General features: G+C 59.1%; 21 protein-coding genes and 3 pseudogenes. 19 read left to right on the forward strand and 5 right to left on the reverse strand.

Features of this window, described 5'->3' with window-relative positions:
* Positions 1–126: 126 nt before the first annotated feature.
* From IE038_RS04250 to IE038_RS04320, 16 genes and pseudogenes are all read left to right on the forward strand, one after another.
* Positions 127–2,337, forward strand: a complete 2,211-nt coding sequence (locus IE038_RS04250; protein ID WP_189395198.1) for a phage tail tape measure protein — start codon at positions 127–129, stop codon at positions 2,335–2,337.
* Entirely contained in the window at positions 2,334–3,704 is a 1,371-nt protein-coding gene (locus IE038_RS04255; protein WP_163937442.1) for a DNA circularization protein, read from the forward strand. Before IE038_RS04250 ends, IE038_RS04255 begins: the two co-directional genes overlap by 4 nt.
* Before the next feature lie 3 nt (positions 3,705–3,707).
* Positions 3,708–4,820 (forward strand): phage baseplate assembly protein, encoded by a 1,113-nt coding sequence (locus IE038_RS04260; RefSeq protein WP_189395199.1) that lies wholly within the window; start codon positions 3,708–3,710, stop codon positions 4,818–4,820.
* Complete coding sequence (locus tag IE038_RS04265) at positions 4,817–5,308, forward strand: phage baseplate assembly protein V (RefSeq protein ID WP_163937439.1); 492 nt, start codon at positions 4,817–4,819, stop codon at positions 5,306–5,308. The genes IE038_RS04260 and IE038_RS04265 overlap by 4 nt, the downstream gene beginning before the upstream one ends.
* Before the next feature lie 7 nt (positions 5,309–5,315).
* Positions 5,316–5,711: a phage GP46 family protein gene (locus IE038_RS04270; protein WP_438810747.1), complete on the forward strand. Its 396-nt coding sequence runs from the start codon at positions 5,316–5,318 to the stop codon at positions 5,709–5,711.
* A complete protein-coding gene (locus tag IE038_RS04275; protein WP_189395200.1) occupies positions 5,701–6,738 on the forward strand; it encodes a baseplate J/gp47 family protein in 1,038 nt (345 codons plus the stop codon). The genes IE038_RS04270 and IE038_RS04275 overlap by 11 nt, the downstream gene beginning before the upstream one ends.
* The gene (locus tag IE038_RS04280) at positions 6,729–7,331 is read left to right on the forward strand and encodes a YmfQ family protein (RefSeq protein WP_189395201.1); all 603 of its coding nucleotides are present in this window, start codon (positions 6,729–6,731) and stop codon (positions 7,329–7,331) included. Before IE038_RS04275 ends, IE038_RS04280 begins: the two co-directional genes overlap by 10 nt.
* Positions 7,332–8,025 (forward strand): annotated as a pseudogene (locus IE038_RS25175) (phage tail protein); the annotation flags it as partial.
* Between the two features lie 455 nt (positions 8,026–8,480).
* Complete coding sequence (locus IE038_RS25180) at positions 8,481–9,287, forward strand: hypothetical protein (protein ID WP_438810746.1); 807 nt, start codon at positions 8,481–8,483, stop codon at positions 9,285–9,287.
* A gap of 3 nt (positions 9,288–9,290) precedes the next feature.
* Positions 9,291–9,650, forward strand: a complete 360-nt coding sequence (locus IE038_RS04290) for a phage tail assembly chaperone (protein WP_163937430.1) — start codon at positions 9,291–9,293, stop codon at positions 9,648–9,650.
* A 72-nt stretch (positions 9,651–9,722) separates the two neighbouring features.
* A complete protein-coding gene (locus IE038_RS04295; protein ID WP_163937427.1) occupies positions 9,723–10,262 on the forward strand; it encodes a glycoside hydrolase family 24 protein in 540 nt (179 codons plus the stop codon).
* Positions 10,259–10,615 (forward strand): hypothetical protein, encoded by a 357-nt coding sequence (locus IE038_RS04300; RefSeq protein ID WP_163937424.1) that lies wholly within the window; start codon positions 10,259–10,261, stop codon positions 10,613–10,615. Before IE038_RS04295 ends, IE038_RS04300 begins: the two co-directional genes overlap by 4 nt.
* Positions 10,612–10,872 (forward strand): hypothetical protein, encoded by a 261-nt coding sequence (locus tag IE038_RS04305; RefSeq protein WP_189395203.1) that lies wholly within the window; start codon positions 10,612–10,614, stop codon positions 10,870–10,872. Before IE038_RS04300 ends, IE038_RS04305 begins: the two co-directional genes overlap by 4 nt.
* A gap of 182 nt (positions 10,873–11,054) precedes the next feature.
* Positions 11,055–11,303, forward strand: coding sequence for a hypothetical protein (locus tag IE038_RS04310; RefSeq protein WP_163937421.1), 249 nt, complete (start codon positions 11,055–11,057; stop codon positions 11,301–11,303).
* A gap of 70 nt (positions 11,304–11,373) precedes the next feature.
* Positions 11,374–11,472, forward strand: a pseudogene (locus IE038_RS04315) (DUF2514 family protein); the annotation flags it as partial.
* A 13-nt stretch (positions 11,473–11,485) separates the two neighbouring features.
* A complete protein-coding gene (locus IE038_RS04320; protein WP_163937407.1) occupies positions 11,486–11,674 on the forward strand; it encodes a hypothetical protein in 189 nt (62 codons plus the stop codon).
* On the opposite strand, the gene IE038_RS04325 is transcribed toward IE038_RS04320, so the two are convergent.
* Both IE038_RS04325 and IE038_RS04330 read right to left on the reverse strand, forming a co-directional pair.
* Positions 11,622–12,332 (reverse strand): SOS response-associated peptidase, encoded by a 711-nt coding sequence (locus tag IE038_RS04325; protein WP_163937416.1) that lies wholly within the window; start codon positions 12,330–12,332, stop codon positions 11,622–11,624. The genes IE038_RS04320 and IE038_RS04325 overlap by 53 nt on opposite strands.
* 28 nt (positions 12,333–12,360) lie before the next feature.
* Positions 12,361–12,681, reverse strand: coding sequence for a hypothetical protein (locus IE038_RS04330; protein ID WP_163937413.1), 321 nt, complete (start codon positions 12,679–12,681; stop codon positions 12,361–12,363).
* Between the two features lie 173 nt (positions 12,682–12,854).
* Here IE038_RS04330 and IE038_RS04335 point away from each other — a divergent pair, with 173 nt between their 5' ends.
* Positions 12,855–13,058, forward strand: coding sequence for a hypothetical protein (locus IE038_RS04335; RefSeq protein ID WP_189395204.1), 204 nt, complete (start codon positions 12,855–12,857; stop codon positions 13,056–13,058).
* 452 nt (positions 13,059–13,510) lie between these two features.
* Complete coding sequence (locus tag IE038_RS04340; RefSeq protein ID WP_189395205.1) at positions 13,511–13,738, forward strand: hypothetical protein; 228 nt, start codon at positions 13,511–13,513, stop codon at positions 13,736–13,738.
* 254 nt (positions 13,739–13,992) lie between these two features.
* On the opposite strand, the pseudogene IE038_RS24755 reads toward IE038_RS04340, so the two are convergent.
* A pseudogene (locus IE038_RS24755) lies at positions 13,993–14,079 on the reverse strand (integrase); the annotation flags it as partial.
* Between the two features lie 405 nt (positions 14,080–14,484).
* Between IE038_RS24755 and IE038_RS04345 the strand changes: the two are divergent.
* Positions 14,485–16,110 (forward strand): methyl-accepting chemotaxis protein, encoded by a 1,626-nt coding sequence (locus IE038_RS04345; protein WP_189395206.1) that lies wholly within the window; start codon positions 14,485–14,487, stop codon positions 16,108–16,110.
* A gap of 112 nt (positions 16,111–16,222) precedes the next feature.
* On the opposite strand, the gene IE038_RS04350 is transcribed toward IE038_RS04345, so the two are convergent.
* Complete coding sequence (locus IE038_RS04350; protein WP_163932536.1) at positions 16,223–17,125, reverse strand: GGDEF domain-containing protein; 903 nt, start codon at positions 17,123–17,125, stop codon at positions 16,223–16,225.
* A gap of 554 nt (positions 17,126–17,679) precedes the next feature.
* Positions 17,680–18,531 (reverse strand): hypothetical protein, encoded by an 852-nt coding sequence (locus tag IE038_RS04355; RefSeq protein ID WP_189395207.1) that lies wholly within the window; start codon positions 18,529–18,531, stop codon positions 17,680–17,682.
* Positions 18,532–18,854: the final 323 nt, after the last annotated feature.

Below are 18,854 nucleotides of genomic sequence, written 5' to 3' on the forward strand. Positions count from 1 at the left end.
AGTTGGTCTATGACCTCGCCTGGTTCTGGAAGGTGAACCCGAACGAGGTCATGAACTGGCCGTTAGACCAGTTGTTTGAGAGTGAAGAAAACGCGTGGCGAATCCAGGCGATGTTAGGGGGCGGCAATGGCGGATAAGTTCCAGCTAAAGGCGCTCATCACTGGCGTCGACAAGTTGTCGCCGGTGTTGAGTGGAGTGCGCAAGAACGCAGCCGTTCTGCGCAAGCAGTTGAATAGCTCAGGCCTCGGCAAAATCACCTTCATGGATGCGATTCAAGGGGGGGCCATTGCGACCCCTTTTGTCATGGGGGTTCAGGCTGCCATCGGCTTTGAAAGCGCGATGGCCGACGTCAAGAAGGTCGTCAACTTTGAGACGCCGGCCCAGTTCAAGGAAATGAGTGAGGACGTGCTGAGCATGTCCGAGCGGTTGCCGATGGCTGCCGAAGGCATCGCGCAGATTGTCGCGGCGGGTGGTCAGTCGGGCATCGCCCGGGAAGACCTGAAGCAGTTTGCTGAAGACGCGGTGAAAATGGGTGTCGCCTTCGACCAGACGGCTGACGAATCCGGCAAGATGATGGCAACGTGGCGTACGGCGTTCCGCTTGACCCAAGATGGCGTGGTAGAGCTGGCAGACCAGATCAACTACCTGGGGAACTCTGGGCCAGTCAATACCAAGCAGCTGTCCTCGATCGTGACCGAAGTGGGGGCGCTGGGTGAGGTAGCGGGCTTTTCCTCGGCGCAGATCGCAGCGATTGGCGCCACGATGGTCGGCGTGAAGCAGGATGTTGCGGCTACGGGCATCAAGAATTTCATGCTGGCCATGACAAAGGGGACGGCTGCGACCAAGTCACAAGCCGAGGCCTTCAAGTCGTTGCGCCTGGACTCCAAGAAAGTCGCGGAGGGCATGCAGAAGGATTCGCAGGGCACCATGCTAGACCTGCTCAAGCGGATTTCCGAAGTGGACGCGGCCAAGCGTCCGGCGCTGCTGACCAACCTGTTCGGTAGTGAGTCAGTGGCGGCAATTACCCCGCTCTTGACCAACTTGCAGCTGTTGAAAAGCAATCTGGCCAGTGTTGGGGATTCGACGAAATACGCAGGTTCCATGCAGGGAGAGTACACGTCTCGGGCGGCCACGACGGCAAACGCTCTGCAGCAGTTGAAGAACCGCGTGACCCGGCTGGGCATTACGGTCGGTTCTGTACTACTGCCGCCGCTTAACGACTTCATGGCGACGGTCGGGCCGATCATCACCGGCGTGACCCAGTTGGCCGGCGCGCACCCGTGGCTGATCAAGGGCATCATCGGGGCGGCGGTCGGCTTCACCGTGTTGCGCTTGGCCACGGCGGGGGCTACTGCAGCACTCGTGCTGATGGATGGCGTGGCAAAAATGAGCGTTATCGGCCTAGTTGTGCGTGGTGTTGCGATTGCAGCGGGTGTGCTGATTGCGAACTGGTCGAGCGTCGCGCCTTACTTCGCTTGGGTATGGGAGAGGATCAAAGACCCGGCTATGACGGTCTGGTCGTGGATGAAAGAGGCCTTCAACTGGAGCCCGCTCGGCCTGGCCATTGCCAACTGGGGGCCGCTGACTGAGTTCTTTAGCGCGCTGTGGGATCTGGTCAAGGCGTTGTCGGTACCGTTTGCGGAGTTCATGGGGACATTGTTCGATTGGTCGCCGCTGGGTTTGATCATCAAGCACTGGGAGCCCATCAGCGGCTTCTTCAAGGGGCTTTGGGATGAGTTGCGGCCCATCGTTGAGCCGATGATGAAGTTCCTTGGCATCGAGACGGACGGCGCCGGGGTGATTGGTGCTGCGACGGATAAGGTCAAGCAGTGGACTGCCGAGCAGGAAGCGCGCAACGCGCAGACCGGCATGGCGCCGGGGCAACTGGTCAAGCCGATTGCTCAAGCCCCTGAGTTGATGCCAGAGGCCACGAAGGTGGCCAGCCTGATGCGCAACCCCGCCAATCAGCCGTTGCCCGGCATGGCGCCTTTGGCGCTGGTCAGTCCGGTGGTAGATGCGCAAACGGTAGCCAAGTTGTCTGCACCTGGTGATTTGATGAAGGGAACCCAGGCGGCGATGAGGGCCGCGAGCGAAGGGCGCCCGCCGAGCCTGGCAGCTTCGGGAGCGCCTGCAGGTAGCCTGCCGCAAAGCCGTGGCTCGTTGGTTCAGGCTGCTGCTGCGACAGCCGCGGCGCGCACCGAACTGGAGGGGTCAATGGTGGTGCGCTTTGAAAATGCACCGCCGGGCATGCGTGTTGATCCTGCGAAGACCAATCAACCCGGACTGTCGGTAAGCCCGTCAGTCGGTTATCGCTCATTGGGTAGGGAGGCAGGATGACGACGTGGCGCGATCAACTGCACCCGGCTTCGTTTCGCGGCGTGGCGTTTCTGGTCGACAGTGACGCTACGCCAGTCGGGCGGCGGGTGCAGGTCCACGAATACCCCCAGCGGGACAAGCCGCTGGTGGAGGATATGGGCAGCAAGACCCGCGAAATCAAACTGACGGCGTTTATCGGCGGTGACGATTGCCTGGATCGGCGAGACGATCTGCTCAATGCCTTGGATAAACCCGGGGCGGGCGAGCTGGTACATCCGTGGTTCGGGCGCTTGCTGGTCACCGCCGGGGATGGCTGCCAAGTTTCGCATGAGCGCCGCGAGGGCGGCATCGTGCGGTTTGAGCTGGTGTTTGTCGAAGCCGGGGAAAAGGGCTACCCGGTCGGGGTGCCGAAGGCATCGCGGCAGGTAGAGGCATCCAGCGAGAGCTTTTTGGAGTCCGCGCTGGCCCGCTACAAAGCTGCAATGGCGGTGGTCAACCGGGCACGCATGGCGGTAACGGCGCTGCAGAACAGTATCGCCGGGATTCAGATGGCGATTCAGCGGGAGTTTAGCCAGGTGCTTGGCCTTGTCAGTTCGGCTGAGGCGCTGGCTGACATGCTGATCAATGCCCCGGGTAATTTCTCGGCCATGATCCGGGCGCAGTTTTCCAGCGTGGGCGGCAGCACTCGGTCGTCGGGTTACAGCTGGTCGCCGTCGTCCAGCAGCTCGGCCACGGTGGCGGCTGACCCAGAGTTTGCCAATACCGTGGCGCGCCTGGCGAGCACCGAAGAGGTCTTTTCGGGGTTCGTGGACTCAGGTCGTGGCATCACGTCACAGCTTGAACTGGCCCGGCAGTTGATGGCCGAACAGCAGTTCGATGACCTGATGACCAATCCGCCGGGCGGGCTGGCGACAGCCGCTGCCGTCAAGGCGGCACGGGAGTTGATGCGTGATGCCTTGATCGTCAAGGCCGTGCGGGCAGCGGCACTGATGCCGGTGGTGTCGGCGCCTGCCGTACTGCCCGGTGTTCCAGCCTTGGCGCAGCAGGTGGCGTCACCCCTGGAGCGGCCAGAAGTCCCGGCAGCAGATGACGTGATTAGCCTGCGTGATGGGCTTAGCGCGGCGCTGTGGGAAGCCGGGCTGTCGGCATCGCATGAACACTTTGAGGTGATCGAGGCGGTGCGCAAGCACGTTAAAGGGCACCTCTCCGAGGTGGCCCGTTCGGGCGTTCGCCTGGTTGAGATTGAGCCGAAGGAAAGCCTGCCCGCGTTGGTGCTGGCCTATCAGTGCTTTGGCGACGCATCCCGCGCCGCTGAAATCGTTACGCGTAACAAAGTATCGCACCCGGGTTTCTTGCCTGTTGGGGTGCTGCACATCGCCCAGGAGTAACCCATGGACCCGTTAAACGCTGTCACGCTGCGCGTGAACGGCCTGGATTATCGCGGCTGGAAGAAAGCCAGCATCAGTGCCGGCATTGAGCGACAGACCCGAGATTTTTCGCTGGATGTGACATGGCGCTGGCCGGATCAGGCCGAGGAAATTCCGGTAAGGCAGGGCGACTTCTGCGAGGTGTTGATTGGTGATGACCTGGTGCTGACTGGCTGGGTCTTCGCTACCCCGGTCAACTACGACAGCAAGACGGTGAACCGGGCGATTAGCGGGCGTTCGCTGACGGCCGATCTGGTCGACTGCTCGGCGATCAATCAGCCCGGGCAGTGGCGCGGCCAGAGTGTGCAGCAGATCGTTCAGAGCTTGGCCGAGCCCTACGGGGTCAAGGTGCTGAGCCAGGTGGCCGAGACAACCAAATTGGCCGAGCACAGCATCGAGCCCGGGGAGACGGTGTTTGAGTCGATAGACCGGCTGCTGACGCTGTCGCGGCTGCTGTCTACCGACGACTCCCGAGGGCGCCTGGTGATCATCAACCCGGGCAGCGCGGGGCGGGCGGTTGACCGGCTGGAACTGGGTCAGAACATCCTGACCGGCTCGGCGTCGCTCGACTTTTCCGGGGTGTTCTCCGACTACAAGGTCGTTGGCCAGCGTTCGGGCACGGATGACGAACACGGCGCCAAGGCCTCCGAGGTACAGGCTGAAGTCACAGACCCACGCGCGGCGCGTAAGCGGGTGCTGATGATTCACGAAAGCGGCCAGATGACCCCCAGCCTTGCCGAGGCGCGGGCGAACTGGGAGCGCGGCAGCCGCATGGGTAAGGCACTGACCCTGCAGTACAAGGTGCAGGGCTGGCGGCAGTCGAACGGGGCGCTGTGGCTGCACAACATGATTGTGCGGGTGGTCGACCCTTGGGTCGGTATCGATCGCGACATGCTCATCAGTGAAATCCAGTACAGCCTGGATGAGAGCGGCACCGTGGCCAATATCACCGTAGCCCCACCAGACAGCTTCGACCCTGAACCGAAAGACCCGCACAAGAGCCGCAAGCTCAAGAAAGGCGGCAAGGCGGACAACTTTGAATACTTGATCCCAGCAGATTGGAAGCCCGAGCAATGAGCGGACTAAAACAGATTTTGGCCCGGGGCGTGGTCACGCTGGTCAAGGCCACGAGCAAGCTGCAAAGCCTGCAGATGACCCTGTTGGCCGGTGAAGTGAAAAGCGGCATGGAGCACTTCGAGCCGTATGGCTTCACCTCAAACGCGCACCCGGGCGCCGAGGGGATCGCGCTCTTTGTGGGGGGCGACCGTTCGCACGGCGTGGTGGTGTGTGTCGCTGATCGAAAGTTTCGCCTGCAGGGGCTGAAAAGTGGCGAGGTAGCGTTGTACACCGACGAGGGCGACCGCCTGCACTTCAAGCGCGGGCGGGTGATCGAGGTCGAGACGCTGACGCTCAAGGTCAAGGCCGACGACGCCGTGGAGTTTGACACGCCTGTGATTCGCACCACGGGCCGTATCGAGTCAGCGGGCGATCAGGTTGCCGGTGGTGTGAGCCAGATGCAGCACGTTCATGAAGGCTCGGACAAAAAGCCAGTGGCAGGAGGGTGATATGCCGCTGATTGAAAGCGACGACACCGACCGGGCTTGGCGTCGGGCGACAGAGATCAGTCTTTTGACCTGGCGCCGTGCAAGCCCTGATGACCCGCTCGATGACGCCCAGCGCTTTGGCTGGTGGGGCGACAGTTTCCCCACGCAGGCCAACGACTGCATTGGCTCACGCCTGTGGCTGTTGCGTCGGCGGACGCTGACGGCGGACACCGAGCGTGATGCTCAAGCCTTCGCCCGCGAGGCCTTGGCCTGGATGCTGGAAGACGGGCGCGTTACGGCCGTGGGCGTAACGACGACACGCGGCGTTGACCGGCTGGCAATGCGGGTGGTGTTGACCTTGCGCGATGGCCGAACCATCGACGTTCCATTTGAGAATTTATGGGTGGTGATCAATGCCGTTTGAAACCCCAAGTTTGCCCGCGCTGATCAGCCGGGCGCAGTCTGACCTGGGCGGCTCGGCCCTGCTGCGATCCGACGCCGAGGTTCTTGCTCGGGTGCAGGCGGCGGCTTCATTCGGTCGCTACGGCCATCAGGAATACATCGCCGCGCAGATCCTGCCGGACACAGCGGATGAAGACACCTTGCGGCGAATGGCCCGGGTTCGGCTAAAGCGTGACCGCTTGGAGGCGGTGGTTTCCAGTGGTGCCGCGACCTTTACCGGGGCTGCCTCGGCGCTGCTCGATGCAGGCGTGCTGCTGCAGCGTGATGACGGTGTGCGCTTTCGCGTGACGGCCAGCGTTGCCTTGGCTGGTCAGAGCGGCACGGTCAAGCTGGAGGCCTTGGAGGCCGGCCAGTTGGGTAATACCCCAGCCGGTACGGTCCTGCGCTTGATCTCCCCGGTGCTGGGAATCAATGACACGGTGACTGTCGATGCGCCTGGCCTGCAGGGCGGTACCGAACAAGAGAGCATTGAGGCGCTGCGCGCCCGGGTGATTCGCTCGTATCAGGTGATCCCTCACGGCGGCAACCAAGATGACTATGTGACCTGGGCGTTGGAAGTCCCAGGCGTCACCCGCGCCTGGGTTGTGCGGCACTGGATGGGACCGGGCACGGTTGGTTTGTTCTTCGTCCGTGACGGCGATCTAGACCCCATCCCCAGCGCAGCAGCCTGCGAAGAGGTGCGGGCGTACATCGAGAAACAGCGCCCGGTCACCGCTGAGCTTTATGTACTGCCGCCGCTGGAAAAGCCGGTTCAGTACGAACTGAAGATTGTCCCCGACAGCGGGGTAGTGCGCCGGGCGGTGGAGAGCGCCCTGGTCGACCTGCACAACCGCGAGTCGGACCTTGGTGCCGGTCTGCTCTGGACGCACATCGGCGAGGCCCTCAGTGGTGCGCTAGGTGAGCGTGATCACCAGTTGATCAGCCCGGCTGCCGATGTGGTAGCGGCGCGCAACGAGATGCTGACCTATGGGGGTGTGCTGTGGCGATAAGGACCGCCTCCGACTACTACGCGCAGTTACGGGCGCTGCTGCCACCCGGTCCCGCATGGGACAAAGAGCTGAACCCCGAAGTGGACCAACTGCTGCGGACAGCCGCCCAAGAGCTGGCCCGGGAGGATCTGCGCGCCGCCGACCTGCTGGAGGAAAGTTTTCCCGAAACCGTTCGGGAGCTGGTCCCCGACTGGGAACGGGTTATGCGTCTGCCCGATCCCTGCCTTGGGGATTCGCCCAAGTTTGAGGACCGTCAGTTGGCTGTGCGCCGTCGTCTGGTCGAGGTTGGCGGTCAGTCACCGGCGTATTTCGTTGAACTGGCCATCAGTCATGGCTACCCCGAGGCCCGCGTAATTGAGCACCGAGCCCCGCGCTTCGGGCGCTCACGCTTCGGTGCGGCGCACTTCGGTACGTGGGTCGCGCAATTCATGTGGACGCTTGAAACCTGGCCTCGGCGCCGCCTTGGTCGCCGGTTCGGCGTGAGCTACTTCGGCGAGCAATTCGGCGGCAACCCAAGCGGCGCCCTGGAGTGTGTGCTGCGCCGTAGCGCGCCGGCGCATGCGGTTGAATTTATTAAGTATGGTGAGGACTGAATGGATTATCCAAAGAGCGTGCCTAATGTCGGCCTGGTGGATGGCCAGTTTGCCGACGAGAACCCCGCAACCGGTCAGGTGGGTTCCCTGATCCCATCTGCCTGGGGTAACGCGGTCACCCAGGAACTGCTGAACGTGATCAAGGCGGCAGGCTTTGTGCCTGCCGAGGGTCAGACCAACCAGTTGCTCAAGGCCATTCAGGGGCTGGTGTCTCAGGGCATTAAAAACTCTGTCCGGGTTGCTACCACGGGCGCCATTGCACTGAGTGGCATCCAGACAATCGACGCCATTGTGCTGGTGGCCGGTGACCGGGTGCTGGTGAAGAATCAGGCCAGCGGTGCACAGAATGGCATCTACGTCGTGGCCGCTGGAGCATGGGTGCGTGCGCTCGATGCTGACGAAAGCGTCGAGGTGAAGCCGGGCATGCTGGTCGGTGTGGATGCGGGGACGGCCAACGGCGGTTCTGTTTGGCGCTTGTCCAATGCTACGCCGCCAACGCTGGGTACCACAGCGCTGACCTTTGAGCAGGTCTTTGGCAAGACCGGGGTAGTTGCGGGTAGTTATAAAAGTGTCACGGTGGGTCCTGATGGTCGTGTTACGGGAGGCACTAACCCGACGACCTTGGCTGGATTTGGCATCACCGACGCCTTTACCAAGGCTGAAAGCAATGCGGCCATGCAGGCGGCCATTGCGGCCTTGGTGGGTTCTGCTCCGTCGTCATTGGACGTCCTTAGCGAGCTGGCAGCAGCGCTGGGCAATGATGCAAACTTTGCCACCACGATGACCAACGCCTTAGCAGGCAAGGCGGCCACCGTGGATGTGGTGCGCAACAAGACCGATGGCACTGTGGATGTGGGAGTGGACTGGAACACGATCGTTTCTGCCGGACGACACCCGAAGCTTGCGCCGGGCGACTCCCCGAGCGGCCCTGGCTCTGCTGGCTCCTATTTTTATCCAGAGGTGATGTATCACTCCACGCTGGCATTTACCCAGATGGCATATCCGTATGCGACGTCTTTTGAGGGCGCGGACTCAATCTGCTTCCGCTCCCGTTACAACGCGACGTGGCACCCATGGCGTGCGCTGCAGCACTCCGGTCACTATGCATCGAAGACCGAGGCGGAGGGAGGTACCGCGAGCAACCGCCTTATGAGTCCGCTGGCGGTTTCCCAGGCCATTGCCAGCCATGCCCCGCCGGGTTTCATCAGCGGCCTGTCGCTGGCCGTCAACACGACCACGCCGAACACCGATATCGATATCGAGGTGGGTCGGGCACGAGATTCGACCGATACCGTTGACCTGATCCTGGCTGCCCCAATGACCAAGCGCCTGCAGGCGTCGGGCGCTTGGTCCGCCGGTGCTGGTGGTAATGCTTTGTTCGCCGGGGCAAAGGCGGCTAACACGTGGTATCACGCGTTCATGATCCGAAAGGACAGCGATGGCACTATCGACTTCGGGCTTGACACGTCTCTGGTCGCGGCCAACAGGCCGGTGGGCTATAGCAAGTTCGTGCGCCTTAAGGGGCGGGCGGTCAAGACCGATGCCTCGGGCAACATCATCCCGTTCATCAACATCGGCAACAGCACCGAGTTCAAGGCGCTGCAGCAAGACATGTTTGTGACGAACGTCGCCACAACGACCAGCTACACCTTGACGGCTAGCGTTCCGCCTGGTGTGCGGGTACGAGCCCGGTTCTATGCGCGTACTCAGGGTGAGTCGAGCGTGATCTTTGTGCGCTCGCCCGATGCCGTTGCCGCCGCGTTGGTCAATACCGGTGCCGACGGGTTCGCGGGCGGTATCGGCATCAGCTGCGACTCGATCTCGAATGAGAACGTGTCGGGCTACTGCGAGTCACTGACGAGCCAGAGCGGCCAGGTGGTGGTCCAGGTGCTTACGTACCCCGGATACAGTGTGTTTCGCGCCTCGCTGCATACTCAAGGCTTTACGGAGGAATAAGCAATGCCATTTGTTCAGCGCGACGAATCGGGTCGCATCTGCGGCCGGTTCGCAAATAAGCAGCTCGGCTATGCCGAAGAGTTTTTGCCTGACGATGATCCTGAACTGCAGCCCACCGCAGTGGATCAGAACACTGTGACTGAGCGCGCATGGCGCGACGCTGAGCTGGCGTCGCTGGTCTGGTTGCGTGATCGCCACCGCGATCAGCTGGAAATCGGCGGTGAAACGACGCTGACCGCCGAGCAGTTCCAGGAGCTGCTGGTTTACATGCAGGCGCTACGCGACTGGCCCCAGTCGGAACTGTTCCCTGTGATCGAGCACCGACCCGTGGCGCCGCCCTGGATTGCCGAACAACACCAATAGAGCCCCGCACTGTCGGGGCTTTTTCTTTTCTGCGCCCGCCTTGAGCGGGCTCTTTATTGCCTGGAGAAAATCATGGCCAAGATTTCTGACTCTCTGGCGGGTAGCAAGAATGCGCTCGCCTTCCTCGACATGCTGGCGTGGTCGGAGGGTACCTCTACGATCAAGTCCAGTGATGACGGGTACAACGTCCTTGTGGGCGGCACATTGTTCGTGGGTTATGCAGACCATCCGCGCAAGCTGGTTCGCCTTCCGCGCTACAACATCAGCAGTACGGCTGCTGGGCGCTATCAGTTCCTGTCGCGCACCTGGGATGCGATTGTGAAGAACTACGGGTTCAAGGGGCGTTTCATCCCTGAAGCCCAAGACCTCGCCGCTATCAAGATCCTGATCGAGTGCAGGGCGCTGCCGCACATTCATGCCGGCCGGATTCAGGAGGCTATAGCAGCGGCCGCCCCGATCTGGGCGAGCTTGCCGGGTGCGGGTTATGGCCAGCGTGAGCACAAGCTGGCGCGACTGCTTGAGGTCTACTCCGAGGAGCGTAAGCAGGAGGAGGTGCCAGAGCACGACCTGCTGGCGATGTTCACAGCTTGTGGTGGGGAGATGGCGGCATGACCTGGTCGAGTGTGCTTGGTGCGCTGCTGCTGATCTGTATGGGGGCTGCCGGGGCGGTGTGGCAAGCGGAGCGGTACTACCGTCCGCTGCTTGATGGCACAAACGGGCAGTTGACCAGTTGCAATGCGGCTCGAGGAAACCTTGAGGAACTGACAAATGAGCAGGGGCTGAAATTGGGCGAACTGGTGCAGGCTGGCCAGCGTCGGCAGGACCAGGCCGAGCAAGCCCTGAAGCAAGCTGCGATCCTGGCTAAGGATGAATTTGCAGCGGCCAACCGACTGCAGCGGGAGCTTACCGGCGGAAATGAGTGCGCGGCAGCCACGGAAGTCATCGATCAGGAGCTTGGCCTATGAGGTTCGCTCTTTTAGTAGCGGCTGCGGTGCTGTCTGGATGTGCTGGAAAGGTCGAGCCAGAGATCCGCACCGTGCGCATCGAAGTGCCAGTGCAGGTGCGATGCCGGGCCCCGGATGTTGTGTTGCCACTGTGGGCTGCCGCTGGATTGAAGAAGGGTGACAACTTGGAGGTGAAGGTGAGGGCGCTGCTTGCTGAGCGTAGGCAGAGAATTGGCTATGAGAAGCAGTTGATCGCAGCAGCGAGCGCCTGTCGTTGAAATTAAAATCTATCCTCCGGCTAGACAGATGGTCACTGATGGCGTAATGCTATCCTTGGTTGAGCGCCAGAGTTTCCTAATGTCCACGATGGATGCTGATACCCCTGTGCGCTACCCCTCAAGCGGCTGTACCGCAGTGTCCAGCCTGTAGTGATTGTTGTCTCTAGCAAAGGAAGACTGATATGGCGATTCACAAAGTAGTTGGAATTGGGTTGGCTGGCAATGAAATCTCGAAACAGATCACTGGATCAGATGAGGTGAGTGCTGGCAGGACCGTTGTTGCCGCTGGATCAGGCGCCGCAATTGGAGCCGTTGCAGCCGGAACACTGGCTATTGGGGCTACCGCTGTGGGTATCGCAACAGCGCCAATCACTGTGCCGCTTGCAGTGGGTGGCGCAATCATAGCGGGCATCGCAAGCTTGTTTGATTGATCAGGCTGATGAGGGCCGCCGGTAAGCTGGTGCGCCTTCATCCTTGAGCATATCGGGCGCCATAATCGCCCGCTCTAGCACTCGAGCGGGAGAGCTGGCGAAAGCGTATGACCGAGTCCGAATAGCCGGACTGACCTGCGAGGCGTCCTATAACGCCCTAGCCAACTGACTGGGGCAGGGCTTTGAAGCGTACGATTGACGGAATGATCATGGTCGGCGAACCACTGATGCAGCAGGCCATTGATGCCATACCGCAGTATCACAAGGCCGAGGAGGTAGAGCGTCTCTGCCTGCTGGCTGAGTCATTGTTCCAGGCAGTTACCGATTACCAGTTGCAGGCGCTTGGCCGCCAGAAGCTCCCGCTGCACTGATAGGCAGGATGATATCTGGACCCTGATTCCGGGTGTTGCCCACGGCAGTACCGACCCTGTACCACTCGAATGCCTCGGCGGGCTCGCCTAGGTTCAGCACAAGTTGTTCGGCATGTTCCCTGGATGTTGCCGGGTCAATCCATTCCCGTGCCAGCGCGGGCGCCAGGACCGCCGGGCGGCGATCGTGCACGTCGACCATGCCGCCCTGGGCGTCGGCGGTGATAATCACGAAGCCGTCATGATCGCTTCCAGCGAACTGGCCGATGCTGGCGCACAGTGCTGGACGCCTGTCCCGTCGGCGGATGTAGTATGGCTGCTTCTTCGGTCCGCCTTCATCCACCCACTCGAACCACCCGTCCACCGGGGTGATGGCGCGGTTGGGCCAGATAGCTCGGAAGAATGGGCCATGCGCAACCTTCTCGGCCCGGGCATTGATTGGTGGCGCGCGATCGGTTGCCCAGTGCGGTCGCCACCCCCATTTCACCAGATCGGCGCGTAGGCCGGCATCATCCACCCGCATAACGGCCACAGGCGTGGACGGGGCGATGTTGTACCGCATAAGGGGCTGGCTGCCGACGTTGTTCCGCCAAGCGCCATCCATGTTCAGCGTGTCGGCGAACTCGTGGAGCCCGCGGTACTGTGAAATTCGTCCGCACATAATGCTCACCTCCGAGCCATGAGCATAGTCAGGCTCTTGCTGGCCCGGTGAGTTTCCGGCGCAGCCCTCGGATTTCCCTATGCAGCTCCTCGACGCGTTCCTCCAGCCTGGCGTTTTCGGCTCGGAAGTCGGTGAGGATGTACTCGGCTTGCGCCCAGCCCGCCTTCTGGCGCGCGACTTGTTCAATGGCAGAGTCAAGCAGCCGCACCAGGTGCTCAATGTCCTTCCGTGCTTTCGTCAATGCCTCTACTGCATTCTCATACTCAGCCTGCAGCAGGGTCACTTGGTGCTCCAGCATTTCTTCGCGCGATGGTATGCCAAGCTCGAAGCCGGTCGTGTCGATTTCCATGGTGGCATCTAATAATTAACTGTGTGCATATACAGTATTTCGATCAGCGCCAGTCGACCAGTGTCAGCCGACGAGGTGTCGATTGAGGGAGGGTTTTGCGGTCGGCAGAACGCTGGAGGAGGGGGCATGCGAGCAGGCCTATACTGCTCTGATCGAATGATCGGGGCGCAGTCATGGACGACCTGGAAGAGAAGATGAAAGCCTGTGAGCCGTTATGGCTGCAGGCAATGGATGCAGTGCGCCGATACAACGAAGCCAAAGGCGTTCTCCCTCGGGAAGAGGTCGAGCGCCTTAACCTGGAGGCCGAGTCGCTGATGCAGGCCGTGATTGAGTATCAGCAGCGGGTACTGGGTGGTTTGGTGAGTACGTTGCACTGAGGTGGTGTGTGCGGTCGGCAGGATGCCGAACTGGTAGCCGCTGAAGTCTCGGCCTGCGCTATCCATTGAATCGAAAGAATAGTTTCGTTTTTTCTTCGGCGGGATAGCTTCCGTACCAAAACGAAAGTTTGTTTTCGTTTGGTGGCTCACGGCCCTGAGGCTGAGTGGGCCTGATAAAACTCGGGTGGCGATGTGTTGGTTCGGCAGGACGCCGGAGAGGTAGCGTGAACAGATCGTGAATCACGCTGGTTACCAGCGTGTACTTCTATTCATCTTTTGAGACAACGTGAACGGCTGCGGGCGGCTCAACGTGTTGATTTTACTGGCTTTGCCAGTGGCTATTATGATTTAGGTTCCAGCGGCGCAAGCTGAAAGGTGAACTCGGAATAGCCTTGGCTGGCACCCTTCGGGGTAGAATTGAAGGCCATTTGCCATCAGCAAGGAGTAGCCCTGTGAAATCGCTTTATGTTGTCTATCTGATGTTAGCGCTTGGTGTTGGAGCTATCGCGTGGAATCTCGTGGGCGCAATGAACGACGCCAACGAGGGAGCTGTGGCATGTGCCGCCCTGGAGGCGACCGAACAAGATCAGTGCTTCAAGGACGTGGAGAAGAAGCTGAAAGCAGCTGCAGCTGTGGCAAAGGCGCTGACTGATCCGGCCAAGCAAGACGCAGAAAAATAGTTCCAAAACTGAAAGGCCGACCCCTTTAGAATGCGGCCTGCAGCGCGGTCATGTCTGATTTGTTTTGGAACTGAAACCATCGCCAAAGCCGCATTCGACGGGCATTCTTCTATCGGATTGCAAATCCGTCTACGCCGGTTCGATTCCGACCTCGGCCTCCATATTTGAAAGCCCCGCAGATTAACGTCTGCGGGGCTTTTTCGTTGTGGTCTGGAAAGCAAAGTGTTCCGCGACTTTGCCATGTGTTCCGCAACTCAGCCCTGCCGAGTAGGGCTGACGATCTCTCCGACGCGCCTGTAAACGTCCTTTGTGATCTTCTCTTTTGAGTGCCCCAGCAGCCTGCGGGTAGCTCCTTTCACCGAGGCCGGGGCGGTGGATATTTTGTAGTGGCCTAATGCCTTCATTCCGTATGTGAAGAGAGTGAGCAAATCAAAGCTTTAGGTCTCCGCTGGTCGTGAAGCGTGTGAGGTCTTGAGCCACAGTCCCGCCGATTCCGGTTGTTCGGCCTTACGCACCCGACTAAGTCCGTCTAACAAGTGACCGGGCTTTTAGTATTCGTCGGTATATTGAATGGCTGGTCAATAATAATGCCGCAATGTCATAATGACATGATTGCATTAGGAAATGCTCTGAGGGGAAGGATCACAAGCTAACACCGCCGCGCTTCGAGACTGGGACCATTCAGGTAGCCCCACCCAGCAGCCCATGTTCTTGACGCCAGCATTCACACATCAAGGAGCAATCCAGTGCGGTTAAGGAATATGAAAATCGGCAAACGGGCAGCGACCGTGTTTGCGCTGTTAGGTGTCCTAGTGCTAACCATGGGGCTGCTCTCGCTGTACGAGACCAAGCAGATGGACTCGGCCATGGACGAGGTCCGCGTCAACTGGATGCCAGCGGTTGTCTCGCTAGGTGATGTCAGCCGCAACCTCGGCAGAGCCCGGGCACTGACGCTGCGCAGCGTTCTCGAGGAGCAGGCCGAAGCACGGCAGGCTACGCTGGTGAAGATCGTCAAGATCAACGAGGAACTGCAAAGCAGTATTAAGGCCTATGAAGGCACCATAATCGACAAGGACAGCCGTGCGCTGTTCGATGCCTTCATCGCACTGAGCAATCGCTACCACGGTCTGCAGAAGTCAATCCGCGAAGCCGTCGCCGCCAATCAGATTGAAGAAGCCCGACGCTTGGTCAACGGCCCCTTGGCTGAATACGCTGACAGCATGATGAAGGCCCTCTCTGCGCTGATCGAATACAACGCCCAAGGCGCCGAGCAGGCCTCACAGCGTACCAGCGATGTATTTGATCAGGCGTTCTCGCTCATTATTGTCTTGCTGGTTGTGATCATGCTCGCCCTGGTCGTGATCGCGACCCTGCTGACGCGCAGCATCATCGTGCCCTTGGCCGACGCTGTGGCCGTGGCCGAGCGAGTAGCTGTCGGCGATCTGACCTGCGAGATCGCGGTCACCGGTCGCGACGAGCCAGCCTTGCTGTTACGTGCCCTGCGCCAAATGCAGGAAAGCCTGCGCACTACAATCCGCCAGATTGCCGCGACCTCCGATCAGTTGGCCTCGGCCTCGGAAGAACTGCACTCCGTCACCGAGGATACCGGTCGTGGTCTTCACCAGCAAAGCGCCGAGATTGAGCAGGCAGCTACTGCAGTCAACCAGATGACCGCTGCCGTGGAGGAAGTGGCCAATAATGCGGTAAGCACCGCCGATGCGTCCAAGGGCGCCGACCAGACGACCCAGGATGGCCGAAGCCAGGTCAACCAAGCCTTGGCCTCAATCCAGCATCTGGTCAATGATGTCACTGGTACCTCTCAGGAAATCGAACAGTTGGCCAACAGCGCCAATGAAATCAGTCACGTGCTCGACGTGATCGGTGCCATCGCTGGGCAGACCAATCTGCTGGCCCTCAACGCTGCCATCGAAGCGGCTCGCGCCGGAGAAGCCGGTCGTGGCTTCGCCGTGGTCGCCGATGAGGTCCGTGCCCTCGCTCATCGCACTCAACAATCAATCGAAGAAATCGAGCAGATGATCGGCAGCATACAATCCGGTACCGAACGTGCGGTTAGCTCGATACACGCCAGTAAGGGCCGTGTCAACGGCACCCTGGAGGTGGCCCAAGCCGCTGGGCAAGCTCTGGAGGTGATCGCCGAAGCCATCACATCGATAAACCAGCGCAACCTGGTGATCGCCAGCGCCTCGGAACAACAGGCTCAGGTGGCCCGTGAGGTGGACCGCAATCTGGTCAACATTCGTGACCTGGCCACTCAGACCTCCGCCGGCGCCAACCAGACCAGCGCTGCAGCCCAGGATCTGTCGCGCTTGGCCGTGGAGTTGAACGGTATGGTCGCCAAGTTCAAGGCCTGACTTTCACCGCTACCAAAACGGCAGGCGCGTCAGCCGTTTTGGTTTCCATATTCGCTCCAGCAGCGTACCAAGGCTGTTGTTGACCTCATCCACTGATCAGCAGCAGATGGTGTCATGCAGAAACCACCCTGTTTTTGCCCATGCCCTTGGCCTCGTACAATGCGCGATCGGCACGTTTGAGCGTGTCTTCGTATGAGCGATCATCCGGCGCTATCGTGGTGACACCAATGCTCGCCGTGACGGCGATGCCATCCACCGAAAACCGGCTCAGTTGCTCTCTAAAACACGCCTGTAAGCGCTTGGCGAACTGCACTGCTTGCTCATGGCCCGTATTGGGCAGGGCAAGCACAAACTCATCACCACCTAAGCGGCAGGCGGTATCCGTTTTTCGTAGCACTGACCGACAAATGTTGGCAGCGGCCACGATCATCTCATCCCCTGCATGGTGGCCTTTTGTGTCGTTGATTTTCTTCAGCCCATCCAGATCCAGCATCAAAATGGACGTCGGCACGGCGTACCGCACGGATGATTCGTAGTGAAGAGCGAGGTCCTGCTCCAGTTTTCTTCGATTGAAAAGGCCGGTTAGCTGATCGGTATCACTTAGCTCCCTCAGCCTGACCTCCAGGTTGTGTCTCTCTGAGATATTACTCGCGACCCAGAGCACAACCGCTTCCTCGTCAGCCAGGAAATTCAGGGCCTGGATACGACCTTCAAACCAGATCGCTTCTTTGGGGCCTTCATCGGATAGGCCTTTCACATCCTTATTGCTCAGTTCGTACTCTTCGACCAATAACGTTCGCGACGCGAGCGCCCTGTTGATCTGTTCGAGAAACCAGCTTGCCTTCTCAGGCTTGACCAGGTCTGAAATGTACTGGCCGACAAGGCCGCTGCCATCGTGGTAATAGCGATTATCACGGCCGCCGAACACGGCGACATACTTGCCGCTGCGGGACAGGATGAAAGCCGGGTCCGGCAAAGCGTCAAGAATCAAGGCCATTTGCTCAACATTGATCATGAAGCGTTTCTTCATAATTATTAGGTAATGGCACATTAATATGATTGGAGGAAATTGGCACGTGTTTGCGCTTGGTCTGTTGGGCAGATTACAGTCCAGGCCGCGAGCATCAACATACCTCGCGTCTTGATTTTACGGGCCTTTCCAAGGGCTATTCATTCAGTCCTCATGCGCGTGCTGTGGGTTTTTTCTGGGGCGCGCGTCTCGCAACGGCCATCTGGACCACATCGTGTCGACTGCAATAGTTGGTTTCAAAGCTAAATCGATGGTCCTTGTAGCGTGCAGCTTTCAGGGCAGCGGCAGTCTAAAAGTTATGGTACTGAACAGCGGCTGAAGGCCGCAGCGGGCGGGTATCTTCCTGTCGAATTGCACATCCGTCTATGCCGGTTCGACCTCGGCCTCCATATTTGAAATCCCCGCAGATTAACGTCTGCGGGGCTTTGCGTTGCGGGCTGAAAAACCGATAGTCCCAACGCTATCTCATGTTGAGGGCCTGGCTTCGGTTAAGCATGGGGTTGTCAGGCTCCAGGCTATGCCCAAGAAACATAAAAGGGTTATGCATCGGTCGGCTTTTGCTGATTATAGAGAGCTGCAAGTTTAGACAAAAAATCCAACGAAGCGTCAGTTGCTCCGCGAAGCCCGATTTTTGGATTTAGCAAGAAGGGTATGAAATCACTACCCAAACCAAGATCACCTTGAATCTTGCTTTTTATTTCATCCGCCTTGCTGGTGATAGCCTCCGGCAACTGATTTTTTGCCGCCGCAATTTTATCAGGGTCAGTCTCGCTATAATCCCAGTCGTACGGGTATATATCACCCGCTTGCAGCGTGCTTCCATAATGATTTTGAATACCTTTTCGTAGCGCTAGACCCGCTACCTCGTCGAGACTTAGTCCATTTTCCTTGGCGGTAATGTAAATGTCAGTCAAGCTGTCTAGATCGGACGTAGACAAATCAGCGTACATGTTGTTGGGTCCAAGCTTGGACGTTCGATCTTGATCGTCCAGTGTGATGCTGGCGATGTCAGCATGATCACTTTTCAGTTGAGCCAAAACATCAGCTTTATCTAGCATGATCCCATTGTCTTTCGCCGCTGCAACCATGGCTGTAGCGGCTTTATCGAATACATAGTCATTGTATTTTCCGACATTTATATAGGCGCCGACTGTGACATTGCCATTGACCGAGCCTGAATAAGCTTGCAAGTGCTCACTTTTTACGTAATCGCTCGCAGATGCATACAGCGTTGAAAGCATCTTTGCCTGGCCGGAGACTTGCGGTTCGCTCTCAATCGTAGCGGTCGTTGTCGTGTTATCGACCCTGTCTGCGTTGCCCGGGGCTTCGCCCACCTTGTGAGTGATGAGGGTAGCGGGCTGATGGGTATTTGAGGTATGTATAGTTACCATGTTGCTCTCCTTGAGCATAAAACTGCCAAACGATTTAACCGGCATTCCTTGTTTGTTAAGTTATTGCTGATAATTTACAGTGATGGTGGTGTAGTGAGTTGGATAGGTCGGATAAATTACGCCGGTCAAAATGCCTGTGATTTTGAATTTACCCTTTGCATCTAATCCTTTGAAAAAATCAGATGAAGCGACCCGGTTCGAGGATACGTCGATGCCGACGTTATCAAGGCTCCTGCGGGAACCGTGGTCGGGGTCGTGAAAAAATTGGAATTCTCTATGCCAGCACCGTAAACGTTGGGCGCCAAACTTGTTTGCGTCCAGTT

This window comes from Pseudomonas laurentiana (assembly GCF_014648275.1).
Lineage (GTDB): Bacteria > Pseudomonadota > Gammaproteobacteria > Pseudomonadales > Pseudomonadaceae > Aquipseudomonas > Aquipseudomonas laurentiana.

Excerpts from the sequence above, each read along its gene's own strand:
- IE038_RS25180 (WP_438810746.1), top strand. The coding sequence starts at position 8,481 with ATGAGTCCGCTGGCGGTTTCCCAGGCCATTGCCAGCCATGCCCCGCCG.
- IE038_RS04255 (WP_163937442.1), top strand. The coding sequence starts at position 2,334 with ATGACGACGTGGCGCGATCAACTGCACCCGGCTTCGTTTCGCGGCGTG.
- IE038_RS04350 (WP_163932536.1), bottom strand. The coding sequence starts at position 17,125 with ATGATCAATGTTGAGCAAATGGCCTTGATTCTTGACGCTTTGCCGGAC.
- IE038_RS04250 (WP_189395198.1), top strand. The coding sequence starts at position 127 with ATGGCGGATAAGTTCCAGCTAAAGGCGCTCATCACTGGCGTCGACAAG.
- IE038_RS04265 (WP_163937439.1), top strand. The coding sequence starts at position 4,817 with ATGAGCGGACTAAAACAGATTTTGGCCCGGGGCGTGGTCACGCTGGTC.
- IE038_RS04325 (WP_163937416.1), bottom strand. The coding sequence starts at position 12,332 with ATGTGCGGACGAATTTCACAGTACCGCGGGCTCCACGAGTTCGCCGAC.
- IE038_RS04335 (WP_189395204.1), top strand. The coding sequence starts at position 12,855 with ATGGACGACCTGGAAGAGAAGATGAAAGCCTGTGAGCCGTTATGGCTG.
- IE038_RS04330 (WP_163937413.1), bottom strand. The coding sequence starts at position 12,681 with ATGGAAATCGACACGACCGGCTTCGAGCTTGGCATACCATCGCGCGAA.
- IE038_RS04260 (WP_189395199.1), top strand. The coding sequence starts at position 3,708 with ATGGACCCGTTAAACGCTGTCACGCTGCGCGTGAACGGCCTGGATTAT.
- IE038_RS04300 (WP_163937424.1), top strand. The coding sequence starts at position 10,259 with ATGACCTGGTCGAGTGTGCTTGGTGCGCTGCTGCTGATCTGTATGGGG.
- IE038_RS04305 (WP_189395203.1), top strand. The coding sequence starts at position 10,612 with ATGAGGTTCGCTCTTTTAGTAGCGGCTGCGGTGCTGTCTGGATGTGCT.
- IE038_RS04310 (WP_163937421.1), top strand. The coding sequence starts at position 11,055 with ATGGCGATTCACAAAGTAGTTGGAATTGGGTTGGCTGGCAATGAAATC.
- IE038_RS04290 (WP_163937430.1), top strand. The coding sequence starts at position 9,291 with ATGCCATTTGTTCAGCGCGACGAATCGGGTCGCATCTGCGGCCGGTTC.
- IE038_RS04275 (WP_189395200.1), top strand. The coding sequence starts at position 5,701 with ATGCCGTTTGAAACCCCAAGTTTGCCCGCGCTGATCAGCCGGGCGCAG.
- IE038_RS04355 (WP_189395207.1), bottom strand. The coding sequence starts at position 18,531 with ATGGTAACTATACATACCTCAAATACCCATCAGCCCGCTACCCTCATC.
- IE038_RS04295 (WP_163937427.1), top strand. The coding sequence starts at position 9,723 with ATGGCCAAGATTTCTGACTCTCTGGCGGGTAGCAAGAATGCGCTCGCC.